The organism is Labrys methylaminiphilus subsp. lupini (assembly GCF_051161885.1).
In the GTDB taxonomy this organism is placed as follows: Bacteria; Pseudomonadota; Alphaproteobacteria; order Rhizobiales; family Labraceae; genus Labrys.
This window is the reverse complement of the sequence record NZ_JBMDIH010000001.1, coordinates 4,648,676-4,666,033: the sequence shown is the minus strand read 5'-3', so window position 1 is coordinate 4,666,033 and position 17,358 is coordinate 4,648,676. Positions and strand designations below refer to the sequence as shown.

The 17,358-nt window shown below is 61.0% G+C and carries 17 protein-coding genes; 7 read left to right on the top strand and 10 right to left on the bottom strand.

Annotated features, from left to right (window positions below; genetic code table 11):
* Window positions 1-24: 24 nt before the first annotated feature.
* Together ACN6KF_RS21930 and ACN6KF_RS21925 are read right to left on the bottom strand one after the other, a co-directional pair.
* Entirely contained in the window at window positions 25-897 is an 873-nt protein-coding gene (locus ACN6KF_RS21930) for a 2-dehydro-3-deoxygalactonokinase (protein ID WP_434958886.1), read from the bottom strand.
* A 152-nt stretch (window positions 898-1,049) separates the two neighbouring features.
* On the bottom strand, window positions 1,050-1,811 hold the full coding sequence (locus tag ACN6KF_RS21925; RefSeq protein WP_434958885.1) for an SDR family NAD(P)-dependent oxidoreductase: 762 nt from the start codon (window positions 1,809-1,811) through the stop codon (window positions 1,050-1,052).
* A 202-nt stretch (window positions 1,812-2,013) separates the two neighbouring features.
* Here ACN6KF_RS21925 and accD point away from each other — a divergent pair, with 202 nt between their 5' ends.
* The 5 genes from accD (at window position 2,014) to ACN6KF_RS21900 (ending at window position 6,005) form a co-directional block, all read left to right on the top strand.
* On the top strand, window positions 2,014-2,892 hold the full coding sequence (gene accD / locus ACN6KF_RS21920; protein ID WP_434958884.1) for an acetyl-CoA carboxylase, carboxyltransferase subunit beta: 879 nt from the start codon (window positions 2,014-2,016) through the stop codon (window positions 2,890-2,892).
* 189 nt (window positions 2,893-3,081) lie between these two features.
* On the top strand, window positions 3,082-3,624 hold the full coding sequence (locus tag ACN6KF_RS21915; protein ID WP_434958883.1) for a GbsR/MarR family transcriptional regulator: 543 nt from the start codon (window positions 3,082-3,084) through the stop codon (window positions 3,622-3,624).
* An 89-nt stretch (window positions 3,625-3,713) separates the two neighbouring features.
* On the top strand, window positions 3,714-4,115 hold the full coding sequence (locus tag ACN6KF_RS21910; protein WP_434958882.1) for a hypothetical protein: 402 nt from the start codon (window positions 3,714-3,716) through the stop codon (window positions 4,113-4,115).
* Window positions 4,116-4,125: 10 nt separating this feature from the next.
* A complete protein-coding gene (locus ACN6KF_RS21905) occupies window positions 4,126-4,560 on the top strand; it encodes a hypothetical protein (RefSeq protein ID WP_434958881.1) in 435 nt (144 codons plus the stop codon).
* Window positions 4,561-4,673: 113 nt separating this feature from the next.
* Window positions 4,674-6,005: a bifunctional folylpolyglutamate synthase/dihydrofolate synthase gene (locus ACN6KF_RS21900; RefSeq protein WP_434958880.1), complete on the top strand. Its 1,332-nt coding sequence runs from the start codon at window positions 4,674-4,676 to the stop codon at window positions 6,003-6,005.
* Between the two features lie 15 nt (window positions 6,006-6,020).
* On the opposite strand, the gene ACN6KF_RS21895 is transcribed toward ACN6KF_RS21900, so the two are convergent.
* The 3 genes from ACN6KF_RS21895 to ACN6KF_RS21885 all read right to left on the bottom strand — a co-directional run bounded on the left by ACN6KF_RS21895 (window position 6,021) and on the right by ACN6KF_RS21885 (window position 8,510).
* Window positions 6,021-7,100 (bottom strand): serine hydrolase domain-containing protein, encoded by a 1,080-nt coding sequence (locus ACN6KF_RS21895; RefSeq protein ID WP_434958879.1) that lies wholly within the window; start codon window positions 7,098-7,100, stop codon window positions 6,021-6,023.
* A gap of 55 nt (window positions 7,101-7,155) precedes the next feature.
* Window positions 7,156-8,007 carry a C40 family peptidase gene (locus ACN6KF_RS21890; protein WP_434958878.1) on the bottom strand — a complete coding sequence of 284 codons (852 nt, stop codon included), beginning with the start codon at window positions 8,005-8,007 and terminating at the stop codon, window positions 7,156-7,158.
* Between the two features lie 152 nt (window positions 8,008-8,159).
* The gene (locus ACN6KF_RS21885; RefSeq protein WP_434958877.1) at window positions 8,160-8,510 is read right to left on the bottom strand and encodes a MarR family transcriptional regulator; all 351 of its coding nucleotides are present in this window, start codon (window positions 8,508-8,510) and stop codon (window positions 8,160-8,162) included.
* A gap of 542 nt (window positions 8,511-9,052) precedes the next feature.
* On the opposite strand from ACN6KF_RS21885, the gene ACN6KF_RS21880 reads away from it, so the two are divergent.
* Both ACN6KF_RS21880 and ACN6KF_RS21875 read left to right on the top strand, forming a co-directional pair.
* Window positions 9,053-9,859 (top strand): ABC transporter permease, encoded by an 807-nt coding sequence (locus ACN6KF_RS21880; protein ID WP_434958876.1) that lies wholly within the window; start codon window positions 9,053-9,055, stop codon window positions 9,857-9,859.
* Between the two features lie 88 nt (window positions 9,860-9,947).
* Complete coding sequence (locus ACN6KF_RS21875; RefSeq protein ID WP_434958875.1) at window positions 9,948-10,997, top strand: glycosyltransferase family 61 protein; 1,050 nt, start codon at window positions 9,948-9,950, stop codon at window positions 10,995-10,997.
* Window positions 10,998-11,191: 194 nt separating this feature from the next.
* On the opposite strand, the gene ACN6KF_RS21870 is transcribed toward ACN6KF_RS21875, so the two are convergent.
* The 5 genes from ACN6KF_RS21870 to ACN6KF_RS21850 all read right to left on the bottom strand — a co-directional run bounded on the left by ACN6KF_RS21870 (window position 11,192) and on the right by ACN6KF_RS21850 (window position 17,243).
* Window positions 11,192-11,926: a class I SAM-dependent methyltransferase gene (locus tag ACN6KF_RS21870; RefSeq protein ID WP_434958874.1), complete on the bottom strand. Its 735-nt coding sequence runs from the start codon at window positions 11,924-11,926 to the stop codon at window positions 11,192-11,194.
* 110 nt (window positions 11,927-12,036) lie between these two features.
* A complete protein-coding gene (locus tag ACN6KF_RS21865; protein ID WP_434958873.1) occupies window positions 12,037-13,497 on the bottom strand; it encodes an amidase in 1,461 nt (486 codons plus the stop codon).
* Window positions 13,498-13,604: 107 nt separating this feature from the next.
* Window positions 13,605-14,984: a leucyl aminopeptidase family protein gene (locus ACN6KF_RS21860; RefSeq protein WP_434958872.1), complete on the bottom strand. Its 1,380-nt coding sequence runs from the start codon at window positions 14,982-14,984 to the stop codon at window positions 13,605-13,607.
* Window positions 14,985-14,994: 10 nt separating this feature from the next.
* The gene (locus ACN6KF_RS21855; RefSeq protein WP_434958871.1) at window positions 14,995-15,804 is read right to left on the bottom strand and encodes a YdcF family protein; all 810 of its coding nucleotides are present in this window, start codon (window positions 15,802-15,804) and stop codon (window positions 14,995-14,997) included.
* A 113-nt stretch (window positions 15,805-15,917) separates the two neighbouring features.
* Complete coding sequence (locus ACN6KF_RS21850) at window positions 15,918-17,243, bottom strand: NAD(P)H-dependent oxidoreductase (RefSeq protein ID WP_434958870.1); 1,326 nt, start codon at window positions 17,241-17,243, stop codon at window positions 15,918-15,920.
* Window positions 17,244-17,358: the final 115 nt, after the last annotated feature.

Here is a 17,358-nt window from a genome sequence, read left to right as displayed (position 1 = left end):
CTTGTTGTTGATTGGGGCCTGATGTCACCGGGCCGTGGCAAGGGCGGAAAGACCATCGAGGAAAGCGCGTTCGGGCGCGATGATCTCGATGGCGTTGCCGCGAGCCCTCAGCGCCGCAACATAGCGCTTGGCCAGCACGCCGTCGGCGACCAGCGTGACGAGATGGTCCGCGCCATAGCGCTTGAAGGCGCCCTCGATCTCGGCATTGATCAAAAGGCCCGAGAGATAGGGTCCCACCTTCTCGCCGCTCATCTCCCCGGCAAGCACGCGGGTGCGGGCCTGGAACAGGCGGTTCAGCAGACCGCGTTCGTCGGTGGCGGCCTCCAGGCCGTCGTCGAAGCCGGTGAGGTCCTCGGGTTCTGCGGCGAGGCGGGCGAGCAGGCTGTGCTGGCGATAGAGGGCGTAGGTCTCGCCCGTCATGAAGGTGGCAAAGCCGGTGATGATGCCATCCTCCACCCGTGCCCATTTGGAATGGGTGCCTGGCAGGCAGACGAGGCCGTCGCGGACATCGGTGCCGAAGATCAGGGTTTCTTCGCCGCGCATCACGTCGGGACCCGTTTCATCGTGTGCGATGACACCGGGAATGATCGAAACCCGCTCGTCGATCCGCAGCATTGCTTCTGCCAGGCTCCTGGGGGAGGCGGGACAGGGCGCGTAGGCGGCCTCGGCCCAGCCATTGCGGGCGCCGACCATGCCGGCCATCAGCACCGGAGCGTCGGGGCTCGCCTTCATCCAGGCGCCGCAATGGCGCTCCAGCACGGCAGCGAAGCCGCCGGCCGGAACTGTCGACATGCCATCCTCAGCCGAGACGCGGTCGAGCACCTTGCCGGCGCTATCGAGTCGATAGGCGCGAAAACGGCTGGTGCCCCAATCCACGGCAATGAGTTCGGAAGTCATGCTGGTCCAATCTGGTTGATGTTGGGGTTGTCGCGTTTACATGCCCGCCCGCTCGCCGACGCGCAAGCGCCATGGCGCGCACCAATCCTTCATCTGAAGCCTTCATCGATGTCGAAGATCGAGACACCTGATCCTCGACGATCCTCGATGGCTCAATACCAGCCACCATCCACGATGATCTGCTGGTTGGTCATGCCCGAGGATTGCTCGGAGGCGAGGAAGAGCACCGCCTTGGCGATATCGTCGGGCACCAGCTTGCGCTTGAGCACCTGGTTGCGCGCGATCGCTTCCTCGCCCGCCTTGTCGACCCAGAGCGAGAGCTGGCGTTCCGTCATGATCCAGCCGGGAATGACGCAATTGACGCGGACATTGTCCTTGCCGAATTCACGGGCCAGCACGCGGGTCAGTCCGTAGGCGGCCGATTTGGCAGTGGCATAGGCGCTCAGATCCTCCGAGCCCATCAGCCAGGAGCCGGAACCGAGATTGACGATGGTGCCGCCGCCGGCGGCGATCATGTCGGGGATGGCTGCCTGGGCGGCGAAGAAGGCATGCTTGAGGTTGACGGCGATCCGGTCGTCGAAATAGTCGGGCGTCACCTCGAAGAATTTGTGGCGCTGGTCATGGGCGGCATTGTTGACCAGCACGGTGACCGGGCCGAGCGTGGCGCTGATATCGGCGATCGCGTCCTTCAGGGATTCGATGTCGGTGATATCGGCCTTCTTGAACAGGACGGTGGCGCCGGCCCCACTGAGCTCGTCGGCCAGGGCTTGGGACGGCTTTTCCGCAATGTCGATGAAGCCGACCTTGGCCCCCTGCTCGGCGAACAGCCTGACAGTGGCGGCGCCGATGCCCTGCCCGCCGCCGGTGATGACGACGGTGCGGCCTTTCAGATCTGGATAAATGGCGTTCGCCATCCCTGGAACTCCCTGATGCTTTTCAGTCTGAGCGTGGATTCGTCTTACATATTGCGCGGTTCGGGCGCGCCGTCCAGCGTGTGTCGTCGGTCATGCGCCGGGGACGCTGACAAAGACGTTCGGAACGGCTAAGTAAGGCGATAATGATTGATAGCAGCCTCAGCCCGCCTAGGGCGGGCGCCCCGTGCTTTAAAGGTATCCCATGAACTGGATCGCCAATGTCGTTCCGCCGCGCATCAAGGATTTCTTCTCGCGCCGCGACACGCCTGAGAATCTCTGGATCAAGGATCCCGAGACGGGGCAGATGGTCTTTCACAAGGACCTGGAACAGAACAACTACGTCATTCCCGCCTCGAATTATCACATGCGCATGACGGCGACACAGCGCCTCAAGCTAATGTTCGATGACGGCAAATGGGAAGACATCGCGCTTCCCGAGGTCGTGGCGGATCCGCTCAAGTTCAAGGACGAGAAGCGCTATGTCGACCGGCTGAAGGATGCCCGCACCAAGACGGGCATGACGGATGCGGTGAAGCTCGGCGCCGGTACGATCGACGGCCTGCCGACGGTGATTGCCGTGCAGGATTTCGACTTCATGGGCGGTTCGCTCGGCATGGCGGCCGGCGAGGCGGTGGTCAAGGGCCTGCTCACGGCGGCCGACCGCGGCGTTCCCTTCGTGGTGTTCGCCTGCGGTGGCGGGATGCGCATGCAGGAAGGCATTCTGTCCCTGATGCAGATGGCGCGTACCACGGTCGCGATCCAGCGTTTCCGGGAAACCAGGAAGCCCTATATCGTGGTGCTGACCAACCCGACTACGGGCGGTATCACCGCTTCCTATGCCATGCTCGGCGACGTGCAATTGGCCGAGCCCGGCGCCCTGATCGGTTTTGCCGGCCCGCGCGTCATCGAGCAGACCATTCGCGAAAAGCTGCCTGAAGGTTTCCAGCGCTCCGAATATCTGCAGGAGCACGGCATGGTCGACATGGTCGTGCATCGCAACGAGATGAAGGCCACGGTCGCGCGCATCTGCCGCCTGCTGACCAAGACACCGCCCAAGGAGATCCCGGCGGAAGCGGCCTGACCTTCACGGGAGGCTAGGCCCTTCTTGAGGGCGCGATTTCGGGTGCACGAGCATCTTGCCCGTTCTTGGAAGCACTGCGGTTGCAGGATCGGAAGTACGGGCAAGATGCCCGTGCACCCGGGGCAGGTCGCCGGATTGACTCTCTCGCTCATGCCTGTTATTTCTGTTTTTACAGAAATAGGATAAATCATGCGCCTGCTCGACTACCCCGAAGCCAAGACCTTCGTGTTCCATTGGGGCGAGATGGGGACCTATTGGGGAGTCAACCGCTCGGTGGCGCAGGTGCATGCGCTGCTCTATTTGTCCGACAGGCCCGTCGATGCGGAAACCATCGTCGGGGAACTGGGCCTGGCGCGTTCCAACGTCTCGACTGCGCTCAAGGAATTGCAGGGCTACAACATCGTCCGGCGCGTCCATGTCGAGGGTGACAGGCGTGACCATTTCGTCGCCGAGACCGATCTTTGGGAAATGCTCATGCGCATTGCCATCGAACGCAAGCGGCGCGAGATCGACCCCACCATCCAGTTGCTCGGCGAGCTTTCCGAAAAGCTGCAGCGTGACGGCAATGCGCCGGCCCACATCCGCGAGCGCGTGACGCGCCTGCACGACTTCATGTCCACGTTGAGCGGCTGGTACGAGCAGGTCCGGGTGCTGCCCAAGCCCACCCTCGTCACCTTGATGAAGCTCGGTGGCAAGGTCGCGCGTTTCATTCCGGGAAGAAGCAAGGAATAGAGCGGCGAGATGCGAGGCCGTTTTCAACTTTCTCGCGTCATTTTATTTCTGAATATTCAGAAATAACGGATATAACGATAGGAAACGACATGACTGAGATTGCCTATGCCCTCTACCTCGTCATTGCCATCGGCATCACCATCTGGGTGGCGCGGACCCTGTCGCGCAGCGGCCTGGTCTTCCTGACCCAGTGCTTCGGCCAGAACGAGAGCCTGGCGCGTTCGACCAACCATCTGCTCATAGTCGGCTTCTATCTCGTCAATATCGGCTTCATCACCCTCTCTCTCAGCCTGGGCGAAGAGCCGACCACCGTCACCGGGGCCATACGTTTCCTGAGCGGCAAGGTGGGTCTGGCCGTGCTGGTGCTCGGCGCCATGCACTTCTTCAACATGGGTGCGATTGCCCAGTTCGGTCGCAAGGTGAATGGCTGGCTCGGCGACCTCCATCGGCCCGCGGCAACGCCGGTCGAGGAAGCCATGGTGTCGCCTTGACGAGGCCGTGATGCGTCCGCGTTCCGTAAACATGGCCAGTGTCGGCCTGGCGTCGATTGCCGCTGGGCCGGCCTTCTTGCTCGGTCTGGCTCTGACAGCCTCGGCGCAATACGCGGCCAAGCCCATACCCTTCGACACGCGGACCCTGCCCGATTTCCTGGCGGTGGCCGTGGGTCTTGCACCGACCGTGGGGCTCGCCTTCTGCATCGTCGGCACCATTATCGCCTTTCCTCTGGCAATGACCGGCGCCGTGCTGCTGGCTTGGTTGGGCGAGCGTAATGTCGGTGCGCGACTGCCGGCGTTCTGGGCGCTGATCGGCGCATTGTCTGCCGGCATTCCGATGCTGGTTTTCTCCGGCGGATGGATGGGCTGGTTCCTTCCCTTTGCCTTTACCGGGGCGGTGGTTGCTTCGATCTGTCGCCGGCGTATCGACTGGGAGGCATGACGCCGGGCAAGAAAGGGTCTGGCCCCGCGCCGGGGGAAAAGGTAAGGCTGACGGTGTGCCGTTTCCCTTCCGGTTCTGTCCGAGCCGGCTCAATTCGAGGCCCTATCGCCGCCATGACGCAGTCCGACGCCTATCTCTCCCGCTTCATGGCGCTGCACCCCAAGAAGATCGATCTTTCGCTCGACCGGATCGAGGTGCTGCTGGCCAAGCTCGGCCATCCCGAACGGCAGGTGCCGCCGGTGATCCATGTCGCCGGCACCAATGGCAAGGGCTCGACCATCGCCTTCATGCGCGCGGCGCTGGAAGCCGCCGGCTACGGCGTCCACGTCTATACCTCGCCCCATCTGGTGCATTTCCACGAGCGCATCCGGCTGGCTCAGCCCAAGGGGAGCGCTGGCGGCGGTGCTCTGGTGAGCGAGGACAAGCTCATCGAGGCTTTCGAAGCCTGCGAGCAGGCCAATGACGGCGCGCCAATCACCTTCTTCGAGATCACCACGGCGGCCGCCTTCAAACTGTTCGCCGAGAATCCGGCCGATGTCTTGCTGCTGGAAGTGGGGCTTGGCGGGCGCATGGACACCACCAATGTCATCGATAAGCCGCTGCTCAGCGTGATCACCTCGATCTCGCATGACCATGCCGATTTTCTCGGCACCGACATCGAGGGCATCGCCCGCGAGAAGGCCGGCATCCTCAAGCGCGGCGCCCCGGGGGTGATCTATCCGCAGATCGATGCGGTCCGCGCCGTGATCGAGGCCGTGGCGGCCCGGGTCGGTGCGCCGCTCGTCATCGGTGGGCAGGATTTCGACATGCATGAGGAGAATGGCCGCCTGGTCTATCAGGACGAGCGCGGCCTGCTCGACCTGTCCCTGCCCCGCCTTGCCGGGCGGCACCAGCATCGCAACGCCGGCCTTGCCATCGCCGCGCTGCGCAACCAGAGCCTGTTCACCGTCGAGGATGCTCATTTCGAGAAGGCGATGCAGGTGGTGGAATGGCCTGCCCGTCTGCAGCGCATCGCCCAGGGTGCCATTCCGGCGCTGCTGCCGGCCGGCTCTGAAATCTGGCTTGACGGCAGCCATAATGTCGATGGCGGCCGCGTGCTGGCCGAGGCCCTCGCCGAGCTGGAGGAACGTCATCCCCGGCCGTTGGTGCTGGTGACCGGCATGCTCACCACCAAGGACTCCGACGGCTTTCTGCACAATTTCGCCGGCCTCGCCCGCGAGGTGCATACCGTGCCGATCGAACACAGCGCGGCTTCCCGATCGCCCGAGGCGGTGGCCGAAGCCGCGCGCCAGGCCGGGCTCGCCGCCCAGGCCCATGGCAGCCTCCAGTCCGCGCTCGAGGCGATCGCCAGCGAAGTCTTTCCAGTGGCGCCGCGCGTGGTGCTTACCGGCTCACTCTATCTCGCCGGCGAGATCCTTGCCTTCAACGGCACGGCGCCGAAATAGGCCGCGGAGACTGCTTCAGGCTTTTCCTGCATTGGCGAGAATGATCTCGCGCCAGATGCGCGTCGGGGTCACCCAGGCGTCGGGTGCGTTGTATTTGCCCGAATAGATCACGGCAGCGATGCCGGCGTCCGGCATCAGCCATAGGCGCTGGCCGCCATTGCCGAAGCCGGCGAACCAGGGATGCTCGCCGCCGGGCAATGCCGTGGTCGCTGCCTCGCCGATGAACCACAGCCGGCCATAGGCCAGCCCGCCACCGGTCGGTATGGCGTGCTTCAACGAGGCCTCGATCCAGGCCTGCGATATGATTCGGTCGCCGTTCCAAAGGCCCTTGGCGAGCACCAGCTCGCCGATGCGCAGCAGGTCCGCGCCGCGCAGGCGCAGGCCCGAGGCCGCCGAGGCAACGCCGTCGTCTCCGGTGATCCATTCGAAGCTGTCAATGCCAAGCGGCTCGAACAGGGTTTCCTCGGCAAATTCAGGCAGGGTCTTGCCGGTTCCGCGCCGAATCAGCTCACCGACCAGGGCGACGCTCCCGCCCGAATAGATCCAGCGCGTGCCAGGCTCCGCGACGACGGGCCGGTCAAGAATGAAGCGGTAGCGATCCGGCGCCATTTCCATGGCGATCTCGCTGTTCAGCGGATCGGTATAGGGCCGCTCCTCGTCCCATTCGAGGCCGAGCGTCATGGTGAGGGCATGCTCGATCCGCAGTCCCTGCCGATCAGGTGCGGCAAGGAGATCGGGATAGTCCGGAAAATGCGGCAGCAGGGGCGCGTCGGGTGGCGGCACCAGTTTGCGATCGAGGGCGATGCCATAGAGCAGGCCGACGATGCTTTTGGTGACCGAGCGCAGGTCATGCAGCGTCTGCGGCCCGAAACCGACCTCGCCAAGCGGTCGCCCCCAGCTTTCGTCCGTCCCGGTCAGATAATGTTCGAGGATGACGTGTCCGCCATGGCTGGCGAGGACCACATGCAGGTCGCGCAGCAGGCCGGAGGCGATGCCCGCGGCGAGCTTGTCCTGCATCGATAGTCCGTGCCCTGTCGCCTTTGTCGGGCCCGCGGAGGCTGGGGCCTTGGCTGATCCTCCTTCAGGCGAGGTCATGGCACGGTGTCTCCTGCGATCCGAAATGGATGATTTCCGACCCGTCCTTTCCGGGTCAGGCCGGCCTGATGATGCTGCGCAACGGGCTGCCCGCCGCGGCGATGCGCGCAATGCCTTCGACAAGGCCCTCGACCATCACGGTCATGGTATCGCCGGTGGCGTGGATCATCGTCCTGTCGTCACGGACCATGGCGACATGGCCCTTCCAGAACAGGAGGTCACCCCGCCGCAATTGCGAAAGAGGGCCGGCGGGATCGAGCCTTTCGCCTGGCACCGCGCCTTCCTGCATGTCGCTGTCGCGCGGGCAGGCAAGGCCGCAGGCATGGCGCGCCGTCTGCACCAGGGCCGAACAATCGAGGCCGAGGCTCGATTTGCCGCCCCACAGATAGGGCACGCCGAGGAAACGCTCGGCGACCGCGACCGTATCATCCTCCTTGAATTCGACGGGCCTGGCATGGGCGGCGAAAACGAAGCCCCAATCCTCGAGGCGAAGGAACTGCCCTTCGCTGGCAACCACGGCAAGCGCGGAGCCATGGCTCAGGGCCTGCATCACCGGCGCCTTGATGGACGGCACGGGATAGATGAAGCTGCGCAGCACGCTGATGCGGTGGGTGGCCGGGCGCGGGGCCGCCAGCGCATTGGCGGACAGCCAGCCGACATAGCCGTCCCGGCCAGCCTGGCCCCAGGCCCAGCCTTCCATCTCGTCATAGACGGTGAAGGTTTCGCCGAAGAGGAGCTCAGTATCGATCGAGGCCGAGAAATCCGGATCGGGCCGCAGAGGCACCGCCGTCTCGATCACACGACGCTCGCTGCCTTCGACATAGCGCGGTGCCGCGACGATGCCACGCAACGAGGCGGCGGCAAGGTCCGGCCGGGCCGGTGTGATACGACGATCATAGGCAGTCAAAGGGTTTCGTCCTTGAAATTGGCGGTGTCATCAATGAAGCAGGCAGCTAGGGGCTGCAAGCACTTCGCCGCGGCTCGCGCCTCCATTTACCGGTATCGTATCGCCCCTGCTGAAAATGGCTATCTGCTTGACGGAGCGATGCTCCAGGCTGCTCATCGTGGCAGATCCCGGCCGAGAGCAACCAGGATATCGCCGAGCTTCTCGACATAGAGCGCACCGTCCACCGTGCGCTGGATGATGACATTGCGCCGATCGAATTCATCGCGCCGGCGCGCCGTGAGCTTGAGCTTGGCCAGGCTGTCGAGGGCGCGGGTGATCACCGGCTTGGTGACATCGAGTTTGGCGGCAAGGCCGCGCACGGTATGCGGCGGTGCCTCGAGATAGACGGTGAGCAGGATGGCAAGCTGCCGGCTCGACAAATCCGGCTGGGCGTCGCGCACGAGGTTCAGCATCACATCATGCCAGAGCCGCAACGCCTGCGCCGGCCGCATCTCAACCGCCATGGCTATCCCTGCCTCCGAGCTGTCAGCATTCGAAAGGTTAGGATAGAGGTGTAATCACGCAGATTGGGTTAATTCGAGAATTGTCAGGCGTCCCCCCTTGCCGTATTTGTGGAGGGGCCACAGGGCAATCATTCTACTGGAAGGCAGTAATTTATTTTTGATTCTAAAATAATAATTCTCCCATCTGGACACAATAAATTAGCCTGATTTACGTGAGTTTTTGAGTATTAGCTATTAATTTAATGGTTATTCCCATCCTTTATAAGGATATTTCAGAGAATTACCGAAAATTGCATGAAATATACAAATTCATATCGATAACTTTGTCTTTTATTGTTTCGCGATGATCTGATAGTGGTACTAAAATTAAAACTTGCCCTATTTGGAATATATTCATGGTTTGGTTGCTGGGGGCGTGCGTGATATACGCATTCTGGCAAAGACACCTGGCTTCGGGGTGTGGTTGCAGGGAGGCGGAATGAATTTCTCCGCTGCCTTAGCCTCATAGGCCGATCACTTGGCGGACTCGGGATGTATTTCGCGTGAGTACCATTCAGTACCAAGTACCGAGCTTCTGGGTTGCAATGAGAAGGCAACGTCAGGTGCTCGCTGCCCTGATCCTGCGCACCATGAGAACCCGTTTTTTTGGTCATGGACTAGGCTATATATTCGCGGTTGGGTGGCCAGTTTCACATATCTTGATATTGATCGCCATTATGTCAATCAGCCATCGAGCTGCGCCTTTTGGAGATAGTGTCGTCTTATTTATTGCGACAGGGTCAATACCATTTATGGTGTTTTCTTACCTGGCTCGCTTTATGATGGTAGATCTTATTGCAAACAAACCCTTGTTGGCTCTTCCAGAAGTTAAATTAGTAGATGTTTTAATAGCGGTAGCTATATTGGAAATGTTATCAGCTTTTACGGTTACCATCATAATGATCATTCTCGGCTGGTCCTTCGATATTCCCATTGTCCCCTATGATATGGCGGAAGCATTTTTTGCTCTCTGCGCAGCGGTCATACTGGGATTGGGAATGGGCGTTCTCAACAGTGTGATCATGATGATGAACCAGATGTGGATGACAGGTTATACGTTGTTTAATATTGCGATGTGGGCGGCATCCGGTGTCGCTTTTGTGCCGAGTTCTGTACCTGACCCGTTTCGTACCTGGCTTTCCTACAATCCTGCGCTTCAGGTAGTTGAGTGGATGCGATCGGCCTATTATCGAGGTTATGGCGAGGATTTGCTTGATCGCAGCTATGCCATTGAATTTGGTGTCGTAACCCTTGGGTTGGGACTTATCTTGGAGCGTCTCAGTCGGAGCTACATTCTTTCGACGCGCTGATTCATTCTCCGGGCGTAAATAGATCGCCACAATTTGAAATTAGTCCTGGAAACGAAGCTTCTCCCAGGCGATTCCAGGTACGAAAGACATGGATAACTTGTTGTCAAATTCTGTATTGCGACCCTGTGCAGGGTTCTGGAACGACCCCCGCTGGAACACAACCGAAGCAAGGGCGGGAGATCCGGTGATTGGCCATGTCGCCAAAGCTATATTCACGCCAATGGTGGCCTTCGGCAAATGGGGTGTGTTCGATCTTCAAGGGACCATCATTCGCGACGCCACCGACTACAAAGGTCCACAGAACGAGGATCTCGTCCAAGTTCCGGAAATGCCTTGTTCTCTGGATAATGTTGTCGATGGAGGCGTGTCCAATGTGATTTTCGGCGGTCGGATCAACCTCTATTATGGACACTTCCTGTTCGAGACGTTGCCGCGCTTATGGTCGGTAGCACAACATGGGCTTGGCGGCAGGAAAGTGCTGGTTCAGGCGCAATGGCCTATGGATCAATGGATCAATCATCATTTCGTACAGGTTTTCTTGTCCGCCTTGGGGATTCAGCGATCGGACATCATTCAATGTACCCGGCCTGAAATATATCATGATGTTGAAATTGCTCTGCCCTGTCTCCGACAGAATGCATGGGTTCATCCGCAAGCAACACAAGAATTGTTTACGAGAATAGGTTCTAATATCTTAGGCGATGCGCGTCGGAATGCGAACAGCACACCGGTATATATTTCAAAAACAAAACTAACTCATAAGATAAGTGGAATTGTAAATGAAATAGAAATAGAAAATATATTGAAAGAAAAGGGTGTGGATATTGTATATCCTGAAACTATGTCAATTAAAGATCAGTTATTGCTGTTTAGAGACAGGGAAGTAATTTTAGGAACGGTAGGATCGGCTTTTCATTCCGCGGGCTTTGCTCAAAGCCAGGCTCGGCAGATAATGATAGCGCATGGAGAGCGAGTTAATCCGAACTATGGTCTGCTGGATATAGCATTCAACAGCAAGACGGAATATTATTATACGGACCTTATAGCCGAGGTCGGCAAGACCTCAGATACCGGGTACGCATTGCATTGTAAAGATACAAGAGCGGTCGCTGAATCTCTTTTGAAACTCATTTCATAAAATCATTGTTTTGAGGGTTTCTGGATCTTTTTAATGTGTCATGAACGGCAAGCAGGGAGCCAGAGGTAATTGCCTTGCCTCTGGTTTGGCCGCCCTAATCTCCGCCTGCAGGCGTGGCCTGTGAGGAGGGGCGATCAGAATTCGAGGTGACCGCTGAGCTCGCTCCGATCGTCATTGATATTGGAACTCACAAATCATAGCCAGAAGAAGCGCCTCATTTCCTCGGCTGTCCTTAATTTTGAGGTCGATATTATTTCACATTGCTCAATAAATCTATCATATCCATATGATTCCAGATCTATTCTTGACCACTTTCGCCAGATATCCCAATAATTCTCTTCAAGGAGTTTTGACTGAGGGTCGAGATTTGTACAAACAACTAAGCCTGTAGGTGGAGCGTCAAAAACGTAAATGTTAAGATCCGATCTATATTCCTTAAGTATAGATAATACCTTCCATACATCTCCAGTCCAAAAGGAGCCATTATGAGCTCGTGTAAGCATCGATGTATTCGTAGGAACGCAATCATGAATGCAAATGATGGAGTTCTTCTTGCAGTACATCTCCGTATTATAGAAGTCCCTCAGGAGCGTCTCAGCCTCATGTAAGCCATCCAGAAATGCCAAATCAACCTCGGCGTTAAGAAGCGCCTTGGGATTATATTCCTTAAAGAAATCATCGCTTTTCATCTGGAAATACATCGTAACAGGACGTTTTCCCGCAGGTTCTGTCGGTCCAGCAAAGGACGGATCAACGGCAATCGACCTGCATTTCGCGAGATTGAGTGAGTGACCTTTATTTGTTCCGATTTCGAAATATGTTTTTGGATCTAAATAATTATGCAGCCAGCTCATGACATCAAAATATATATTTCCATTTAGTGAAGTAATGCCCTTATTTTCTTCAGGAGTATTTGCAGAATCGGCCATCAATTTTACCTCTAACATGTGCTTTTAACCTGCATGCTAGGCCGCTTTCAGGTTTGGTGCAATGATCTGAACCTGAGACAAGTCACACAGACGAGTCAGGGGCGATGCGATCAAGGAGCGAATATTTCTAGGCCGGTGAGCGAACAATGGAGCATTCTCGGCTCGATCGGCACCAGCCTGCTCAGCCCCAACAGTTCCTCCAGCACGGCGCCCGCGCTCAGCAGCGCCGCTTCGCCCCGCGGTCGGCCGATGAGTTGCACCCCGACGGGGCGGCCATCGGTCGTGAAACCGGCAGGCAAGGCGAGGGAGGGGCAGGAGGTCATGGTGACGACACTGGCGATCTTGAGCCAGTCGACATAGTTCTCGAACTTTGTGCCCTCCACCTCGCGCACCCAGCGCTGCTCGATTCCGAGCGGCGGCGTGCAGGCGGCCGGGGCGATCAAAACGTCATAGCGCGAGAAGAAGGCGGCGATGTCGTCATAGAGCTTGCTGCGGCGGAGCATGGCGCTGCCGATGCTATCGGCATCCAGGGCGCGGCCCTTCTCGATATTCCAGATCACGTCAGGCTTGAGCTCGCTGCGGCGCGTCTCGAGCAGTTCGCGCATGCCGGCGGCGTAGGAAAGCGCGCGTAGCGTCTGGAAGGCTTCGGGCACGCCGGCAAAATCGGGACAGGCTTCCTCGACGATGCTGCCGGCCTCTTCCAGCCGCCTTGCAGCGGCCTCGGCGATGGCCCGGGTCTCGCGATTGACTGGGGTGACGCCGAGGTCGGGCGAGAAGGCCACGCGCTTGGGTGCCTGCCGGCGGCGGGCGCTCTCGCGAAAACCGATAGCCGGTGCTTCCAGCGACAGCGGGTCCTCGATATGCCAGCCGGCCATGGCGTCGAGCATCAGGGCAACATCCTCGACAGTGCGCGCCATCGGGCCGTTGACCGGGAGGGTCTCGAACTTGATGCCGTCGGGGCCGCTGGCGACCCGGCCGGGCGAAGGGCGCAGGCCCACGACCGAGCAGAAGCTGGCGGGCGTGCGCAGCGAGCCGCCGAGATCCGAGCCGGTGGCCAGCCAGACCTGCCCGGTGGCGAGCGCCACGGCCGCCCCGCCCGAGGAGCCGCCGGCATTGAGGCTGGTGTTCCAGGGGTTGAGCGTGTCGCCGAATACGGCATTGAAGGTATTGGCGCCGGCGCCGAATTCGGGCGTGTTGCTCTTGCCGATGGTGATGCCGCCGCGGGTTTCCAGGCGCTCGACCATGATGTCCGAGCGCTCGGGCACATGATCCCTATAGATCTGCGAGCCATAGGTCGTGCGCACGCCGGCAACGTCGTTGAGGTCCTTCACCGCAAGCGGCAGGCCGCCGAGCCAGCTGGGATCTTCGCTTGGCGCAGTCGCCATCAGGCGACGAGCCTGGTCGCGCGCGCGCTCGGGGCATAGGGTGACCATGGCATTGACCTTGCCATCCACCGCCTCGATGCGGGCGAGCGAGGCCTCGACCAGATCGAGCGGGCTGACCTCGCGCCGCCTGAGGCGCTCGACGACCTCGCAGGCGGTGAGGCGGATCAGTTCGTCATGGCTACTCATGGCGCAAATTCCCGGAAGGCTGGACTGGCTTTGGTTATGAGTGGGACCGGCTTCGCGGCCGGCTCCCGATATTCTGTCGATAGGCAGGCTTTGACCGACCTGTCGTGTCAGCCGAAACGCGCCTTGAGATAGGCGTAGAGGGCGCGGGCGCCCATCACCTCGGCCCCCTCGGGCCGGCCGGGCTTGGCAGAGGGCGTCCAGGCGAAGATGTCGAGATGCACATAGGCGCCGGCCTTCTCGACGAAACGATTGAGGAAGAGGGCCGCGGTGATCGAGCCGGCAAAGCCGCCGCCGGGGGCGTTGTTGAGATCGGCGACCTTGGACTCCAGCATCGCGTCATAAGGCGGCCAGAGCGGCAGGCGCCAGAGCGGGTCGTTCTCACTGGCGGCGTGGGCGAGAAGATCGGCCGCTACCTTTTCGTCGCGGCAGAACAGGGGCGGCAGATCGGGGCCGAGCGCGACGCGGGCGGCGCCCGTCAGAGTCGCCATGTCGACGATCAGCTCGGGCGCTTCCTCGTCGGCGAGCGCGAGGGCGTCGGCCAGCACCAAGCGGCCCTCGGCGTCGGTATTGCCGATCTCGACGCTCAGCCCCTTGCGCGAGGCCAGGATGTCGCTGGGCCGGAAGGCATCGCCGGAAATCGCGTTCTCGACCGCCGGGATCAGCACGCGCAGGCGCAGCTTGAGGCCGGCGGCCATGATCATGCTGGCGCAGGCGAGCACCGAGGCGGCCCCGCCCATGTCCTTCTTCATCAGGAGCATGCCGGCAGACGGCTTGATATCGAGGCCACCGGTATCGAAGATCACGCCTTTGCCGACCAACGTCACCTTGGGATGGGAGGGATCGCCCCAGGTGAGGTCAACAAGCCGCGGCGCTCGCGCGGAGGCACGACCGACGGCATGGATCATCGGGAAATTCTCGGCGAGCAACTCCTCGCCGACAACGACCCGGAACGCCGCACCGTGCCGTTCGGCCAGGGCGCGTGCCGCCTCGGCCAGTTCCGCCGGACCGAGATCATTGGCCGGCGTGTTGACGAGGTCGCGCCCGAGCGCGACCGCCCGGGCCATCGACAGGATTTCATCGCGATCGATACCATCGGGTGCGACCAAGTGTACGGCCTTGATATCGTTGCGCTTGTAACGGCCGAAACGATAGAGACTCAGAACCCAGCCGAGCGCGGCGAGCCGATCGTCATGGCTGGCATTGGCGAAGCGATAAGTGCCCACGGGCAGCAAAGTGGCGAGTTTGCCGGGCAGGAAGCCATCGCGATGACGGGCCGTTTCGCCTTCGAGGCCGAAGATCACCCCGGCGAGGCTGCCCTCAGGTCCCGGCAGAATCAGGTGGCGGCCGGCGCTCGCCTCAAAGTCATTGGCGGCGATCCAGTCCCGCTGCGCTTGCGGCAGGCGCTCCAGCACCGCGCCGGCGGTCTCCTTGGTGGCAAACCAGATGGGAACGGCCTGTTCGGCAGCGGCAAGCAGGGGCTCGGACATGGTGCAACTTTCAAGGTTCGGGGAAGATCTCGTCGATGCGCCCGCTCAAGCGGTAGGACAGCAGGCCGATCCATTCGCGCACGGCGAGATTGCATTGGCGCAGCCCGTCGCTCATCGCATAGAAGGGCCGCACGCCATCCTGCGGGCCCGCTGTGCGATAATTGACGGGATAGGCCATTACATCGAAGCCGGCCTTGCGAAACAAGGCCATCGAGCGCGGCATGTGGTAGCCGGAAGTGACCAGCAGATAGGTCTCACCGGGCTTGGGCTTGAGGAGGTCGTAGGTGAAGACGGCATTTTCATAGGTGTCGCGCGAACGGTTCTCGAACAACATACGCTCATCGGGAATGCCGAAACTGCGGAAGAGCTGCCTGGAGGCATCCGCCTCGGTGATGTCACCCCAGATCTGGCCGGCAAGCGAGCCGACGCCGCCGGTGAAGATGATTCGGGCCTCGGGAAACTGACGCGAAAGGCCGGCGACCGCCGTCATGCGCTCGGCCGAATCGGTGAGGGCCGTCTCGTTCCTTGTGGTGGAGATATGCGTGTCCACCGCCCCGCCCAGCACGATGATGCCGGCGATCCTGGTCTGCGGCATGATCGAAGCTTGGGGAAAGCGCTCCTCGAGCGGCTGGATCAGCCAATTGCCGAGCGGCGACCAGCCCATCACGGCAAAGGCCAGCAGCGCAAAGCCCATCAGGAAGCGGCCGAAGCGCCGGACACGGCGAATGAAACTCAGGCCGAGGCCGAGGAGGCCGAGCACAAGGGCCGCGTTGGAGGGCAGGATCAGGAAGCCCAGGGTCTTAGCGAGATAATAGAACATGGGATGCGTTGTCAGGGTGGCGGCATTTGGGGTCGGGTCTTCAGACCCGCCTTTCTCGATCCAGCGAGCGTGGCGTTTCCTGGCCGGCCTGAAGACCAGCCCCCCAATCGGGCTTAGGCCGCATCGGCCTTGAGGAACCGCTGATCGGCGAGGTCGAGCTGCCGGCGCAGGCGCACGATGGTGAGGCTCTCGTCGACCGCGCAATTGTCGTGGCTGAGCAGCTCGCCCTTGCGGATCGGCTTGGTGACGCAGGCGCGTTCAGCCAGGCCCAGCGGCAGCAGATTGTCCCGCCTGGCATCGGCCCAACGCATCGACCAGCCGCGATAATCATATTCGCCGATGCGGCCGAGCACGGTACCGGGTGCGAGGTCGCGTTTGGCCACTGCCGCCGTCTCCGCCACGGGATGGTCGAGCGGCTGCAGGTCGGCGGTACCGTAAAGCACGGCACGCGCAGCGGTGAGCGGCGTCTCCAGGCTGGTGAGGTGATAGGGCCGGTGCAGGGTGAAGAAGGGGCCCTTGCCGACATGCAGGTCCGTCATGCGTTCCAGCACGCGCGGATGGTTGGGCTCGACCACGCAGAACACGCCCGGCGCCACGCCCTTGCCGATGGTGTAGTCGACGCAGCCGCGCTTGGAGAGCACGCCGCCATGGCTGACCGGGATCAGCACTTCGGCAAGTTCCTCTTTGCTGGCGCGCGGCCCATGCAGGCCAGGCTTGTCCGGCTCGAGGCCGGTGGCATTGGCGAGCGCCACCATTTCCACCATGGTCTTGGAACCGTCGACGAACTCGACCAGCACGCGCGGGTTCATGTCGCGCGCCGCCGCCTCGGCGACATAGTCGTCGGGCACGGCATCGAAATTCAGGGCGTTGTTCTTGCCCTTGCCGGCGGCGACGACCGTCATGCCGAGAGTGCGGGCGAAACAGACCAGTTCGAGCGCGGCGGCCGGTTCGTCGCCGGCCGCGCCAGTATAGATCACGCCGGCCTTCTCCGCCTCGGCCTTGAAATGGCGGCCGATGGTGATGTCGGCCTCGACATTGAGCATGACGATATGCTTGCCGTGCCGGATGGCGGCCTCAGCCACGATCGCCCCGGATTCGGGATGACCGGTGGCATCGATGATCACTTCGATACGGCCAGCGGCGGCCAGTGCCTCCAGGTCGGTGGTGATGGCGATGCGCCCGGTCTCGATGGCACGGTCGATCGCCGAGGCATTGGCGACCTCGACGAGCTCGTCCAGCCGGTGCCCGGCGCTCAGGGCGGCGGCGATGGCGTTCTGCGGGCGCGAGCGCACGGCGACCGCGCCGATACGGATGCCCTGCATCAGCGCGACCTGAACGATGAGGTCGGTACCCATCTGGCCGGCGCCGACCAGACCGATGGTGATCGGGCCCTTGTCACGGGCGCGTTCCATCAGATCAGCGGCAAAGGAGGGGTTCATCGGCGGCTCCGCAATCTCGTTACGCCCCGTCTAAGCACCAAATCGCGGCGCTGCAAAGGAAAATGCCTGTGTCCTTTCGGTGCAGGGGGGCGTCTTTTCGGGTAAAAGGACGGCC

What these genes read in the sequence shown, in the direction of transcription:
- ACN6KF_RS21930 (WP_434958886.1), bottom strand. Translation starts at nt 897, where the DNA reads ATGACTTCCGAACTCATTGCCGTGGATTGGGGCACCAGCCGTTTTCGC.
- ACN6KF_RS21925 (WP_434958885.1), bottom strand. Translation starts at nt 1,811, where the DNA reads ATGGCGAACGCCATTTATCCAGATCTGAAAGGCCGCACCGTCGTCATC.
- accD (WP_434958884.1), top strand. Translation starts at nt 2,014, where the DNA reads ATGAACTGGATCGCCAATGTCGTTCCGCCGCGCATCAAGGATTTCTTC.
- ACN6KF_RS21915 (WP_434958883.1), top strand. Translation starts at nt 3,082, where the DNA reads ATGCGCCTGCTCGACTACCCCGAAGCCAAGACCTTCGTGTTCCATTGG.
- ACN6KF_RS21910 (WP_434958882.1), top strand. Translation starts at nt 3,714, where the DNA reads ATGACTGAGATTGCCTATGCCCTCTACCTCGTCATTGCCATCGGCATC.
- ACN6KF_RS21905 (WP_434958881.1), top strand. Translation starts at nt 4,126, where the DNA reads ATGCGTCCGCGTTCCGTAAACATGGCCAGTGTCGGCCTGGCGTCGATT.
- ACN6KF_RS21900 (WP_434958880.1), top strand. Translation starts at nt 4,674, where the DNA reads ATGACGCAGTCCGACGCCTATCTCTCCCGCTTCATGGCGCTGCACCCC.
- ACN6KF_RS21895 (WP_434958879.1), bottom strand. Translation starts at nt 7,100, where the DNA reads ATGACCTCGCCTGAAGGAGGATCAGCCAAGGCCCCAGCCTCCGCGGGC.
- ACN6KF_RS21885 (WP_434958877.1), bottom strand. Translation starts at nt 8,510, where the DNA reads ATGGCGGTTGAGATGCGGCCGGCGCAGGCGTTGCGGCTCTGGCATGAT.
- ACN6KF_RS21875 (WP_434958875.1), top strand. Translation starts at nt 9,948, where the DNA reads ATGGATAACTTGTTGTCAAATTCTGTATTGCGACCCTGTGCAGGGTTC.
- ACN6KF_RS21870 (WP_434958874.1), bottom strand. Translation starts at nt 11,926, where the DNA reads ATGGCCGATTCTGCAAATACTCCTGAAGAAAATAAGGGCATTACTTCA.
- ACN6KF_RS21865 (WP_434958873.1), bottom strand. Translation starts at nt 13,497, where the DNA reads ATGAGTAGCCATGACGAACTGATCCGCCTCACCGCCTGCGAGGTCGTC.
- ACN6KF_RS21860 (WP_434958872.1), bottom strand. Translation starts at nt 14,984, where the DNA reads ATGTCCGAGCCCCTGCTTGCCGCTGCCGAACAGGCCGTTCCCATCTGG.
- ACN6KF_RS21855 (WP_434958871.1), bottom strand. Translation starts at nt 15,804, where the DNA reads ATGTTCTATTATCTCGCTAAGACCCTGGGCTTCCTGATCCTGCCCTCC.
- ACN6KF_RS21850 (WP_434958870.1), bottom strand. Translation starts at nt 17,243, where the DNA reads ATGAACCCCTCCTTTGCCGCTGATCTGATGGAACGCGCCCGTGACAAG.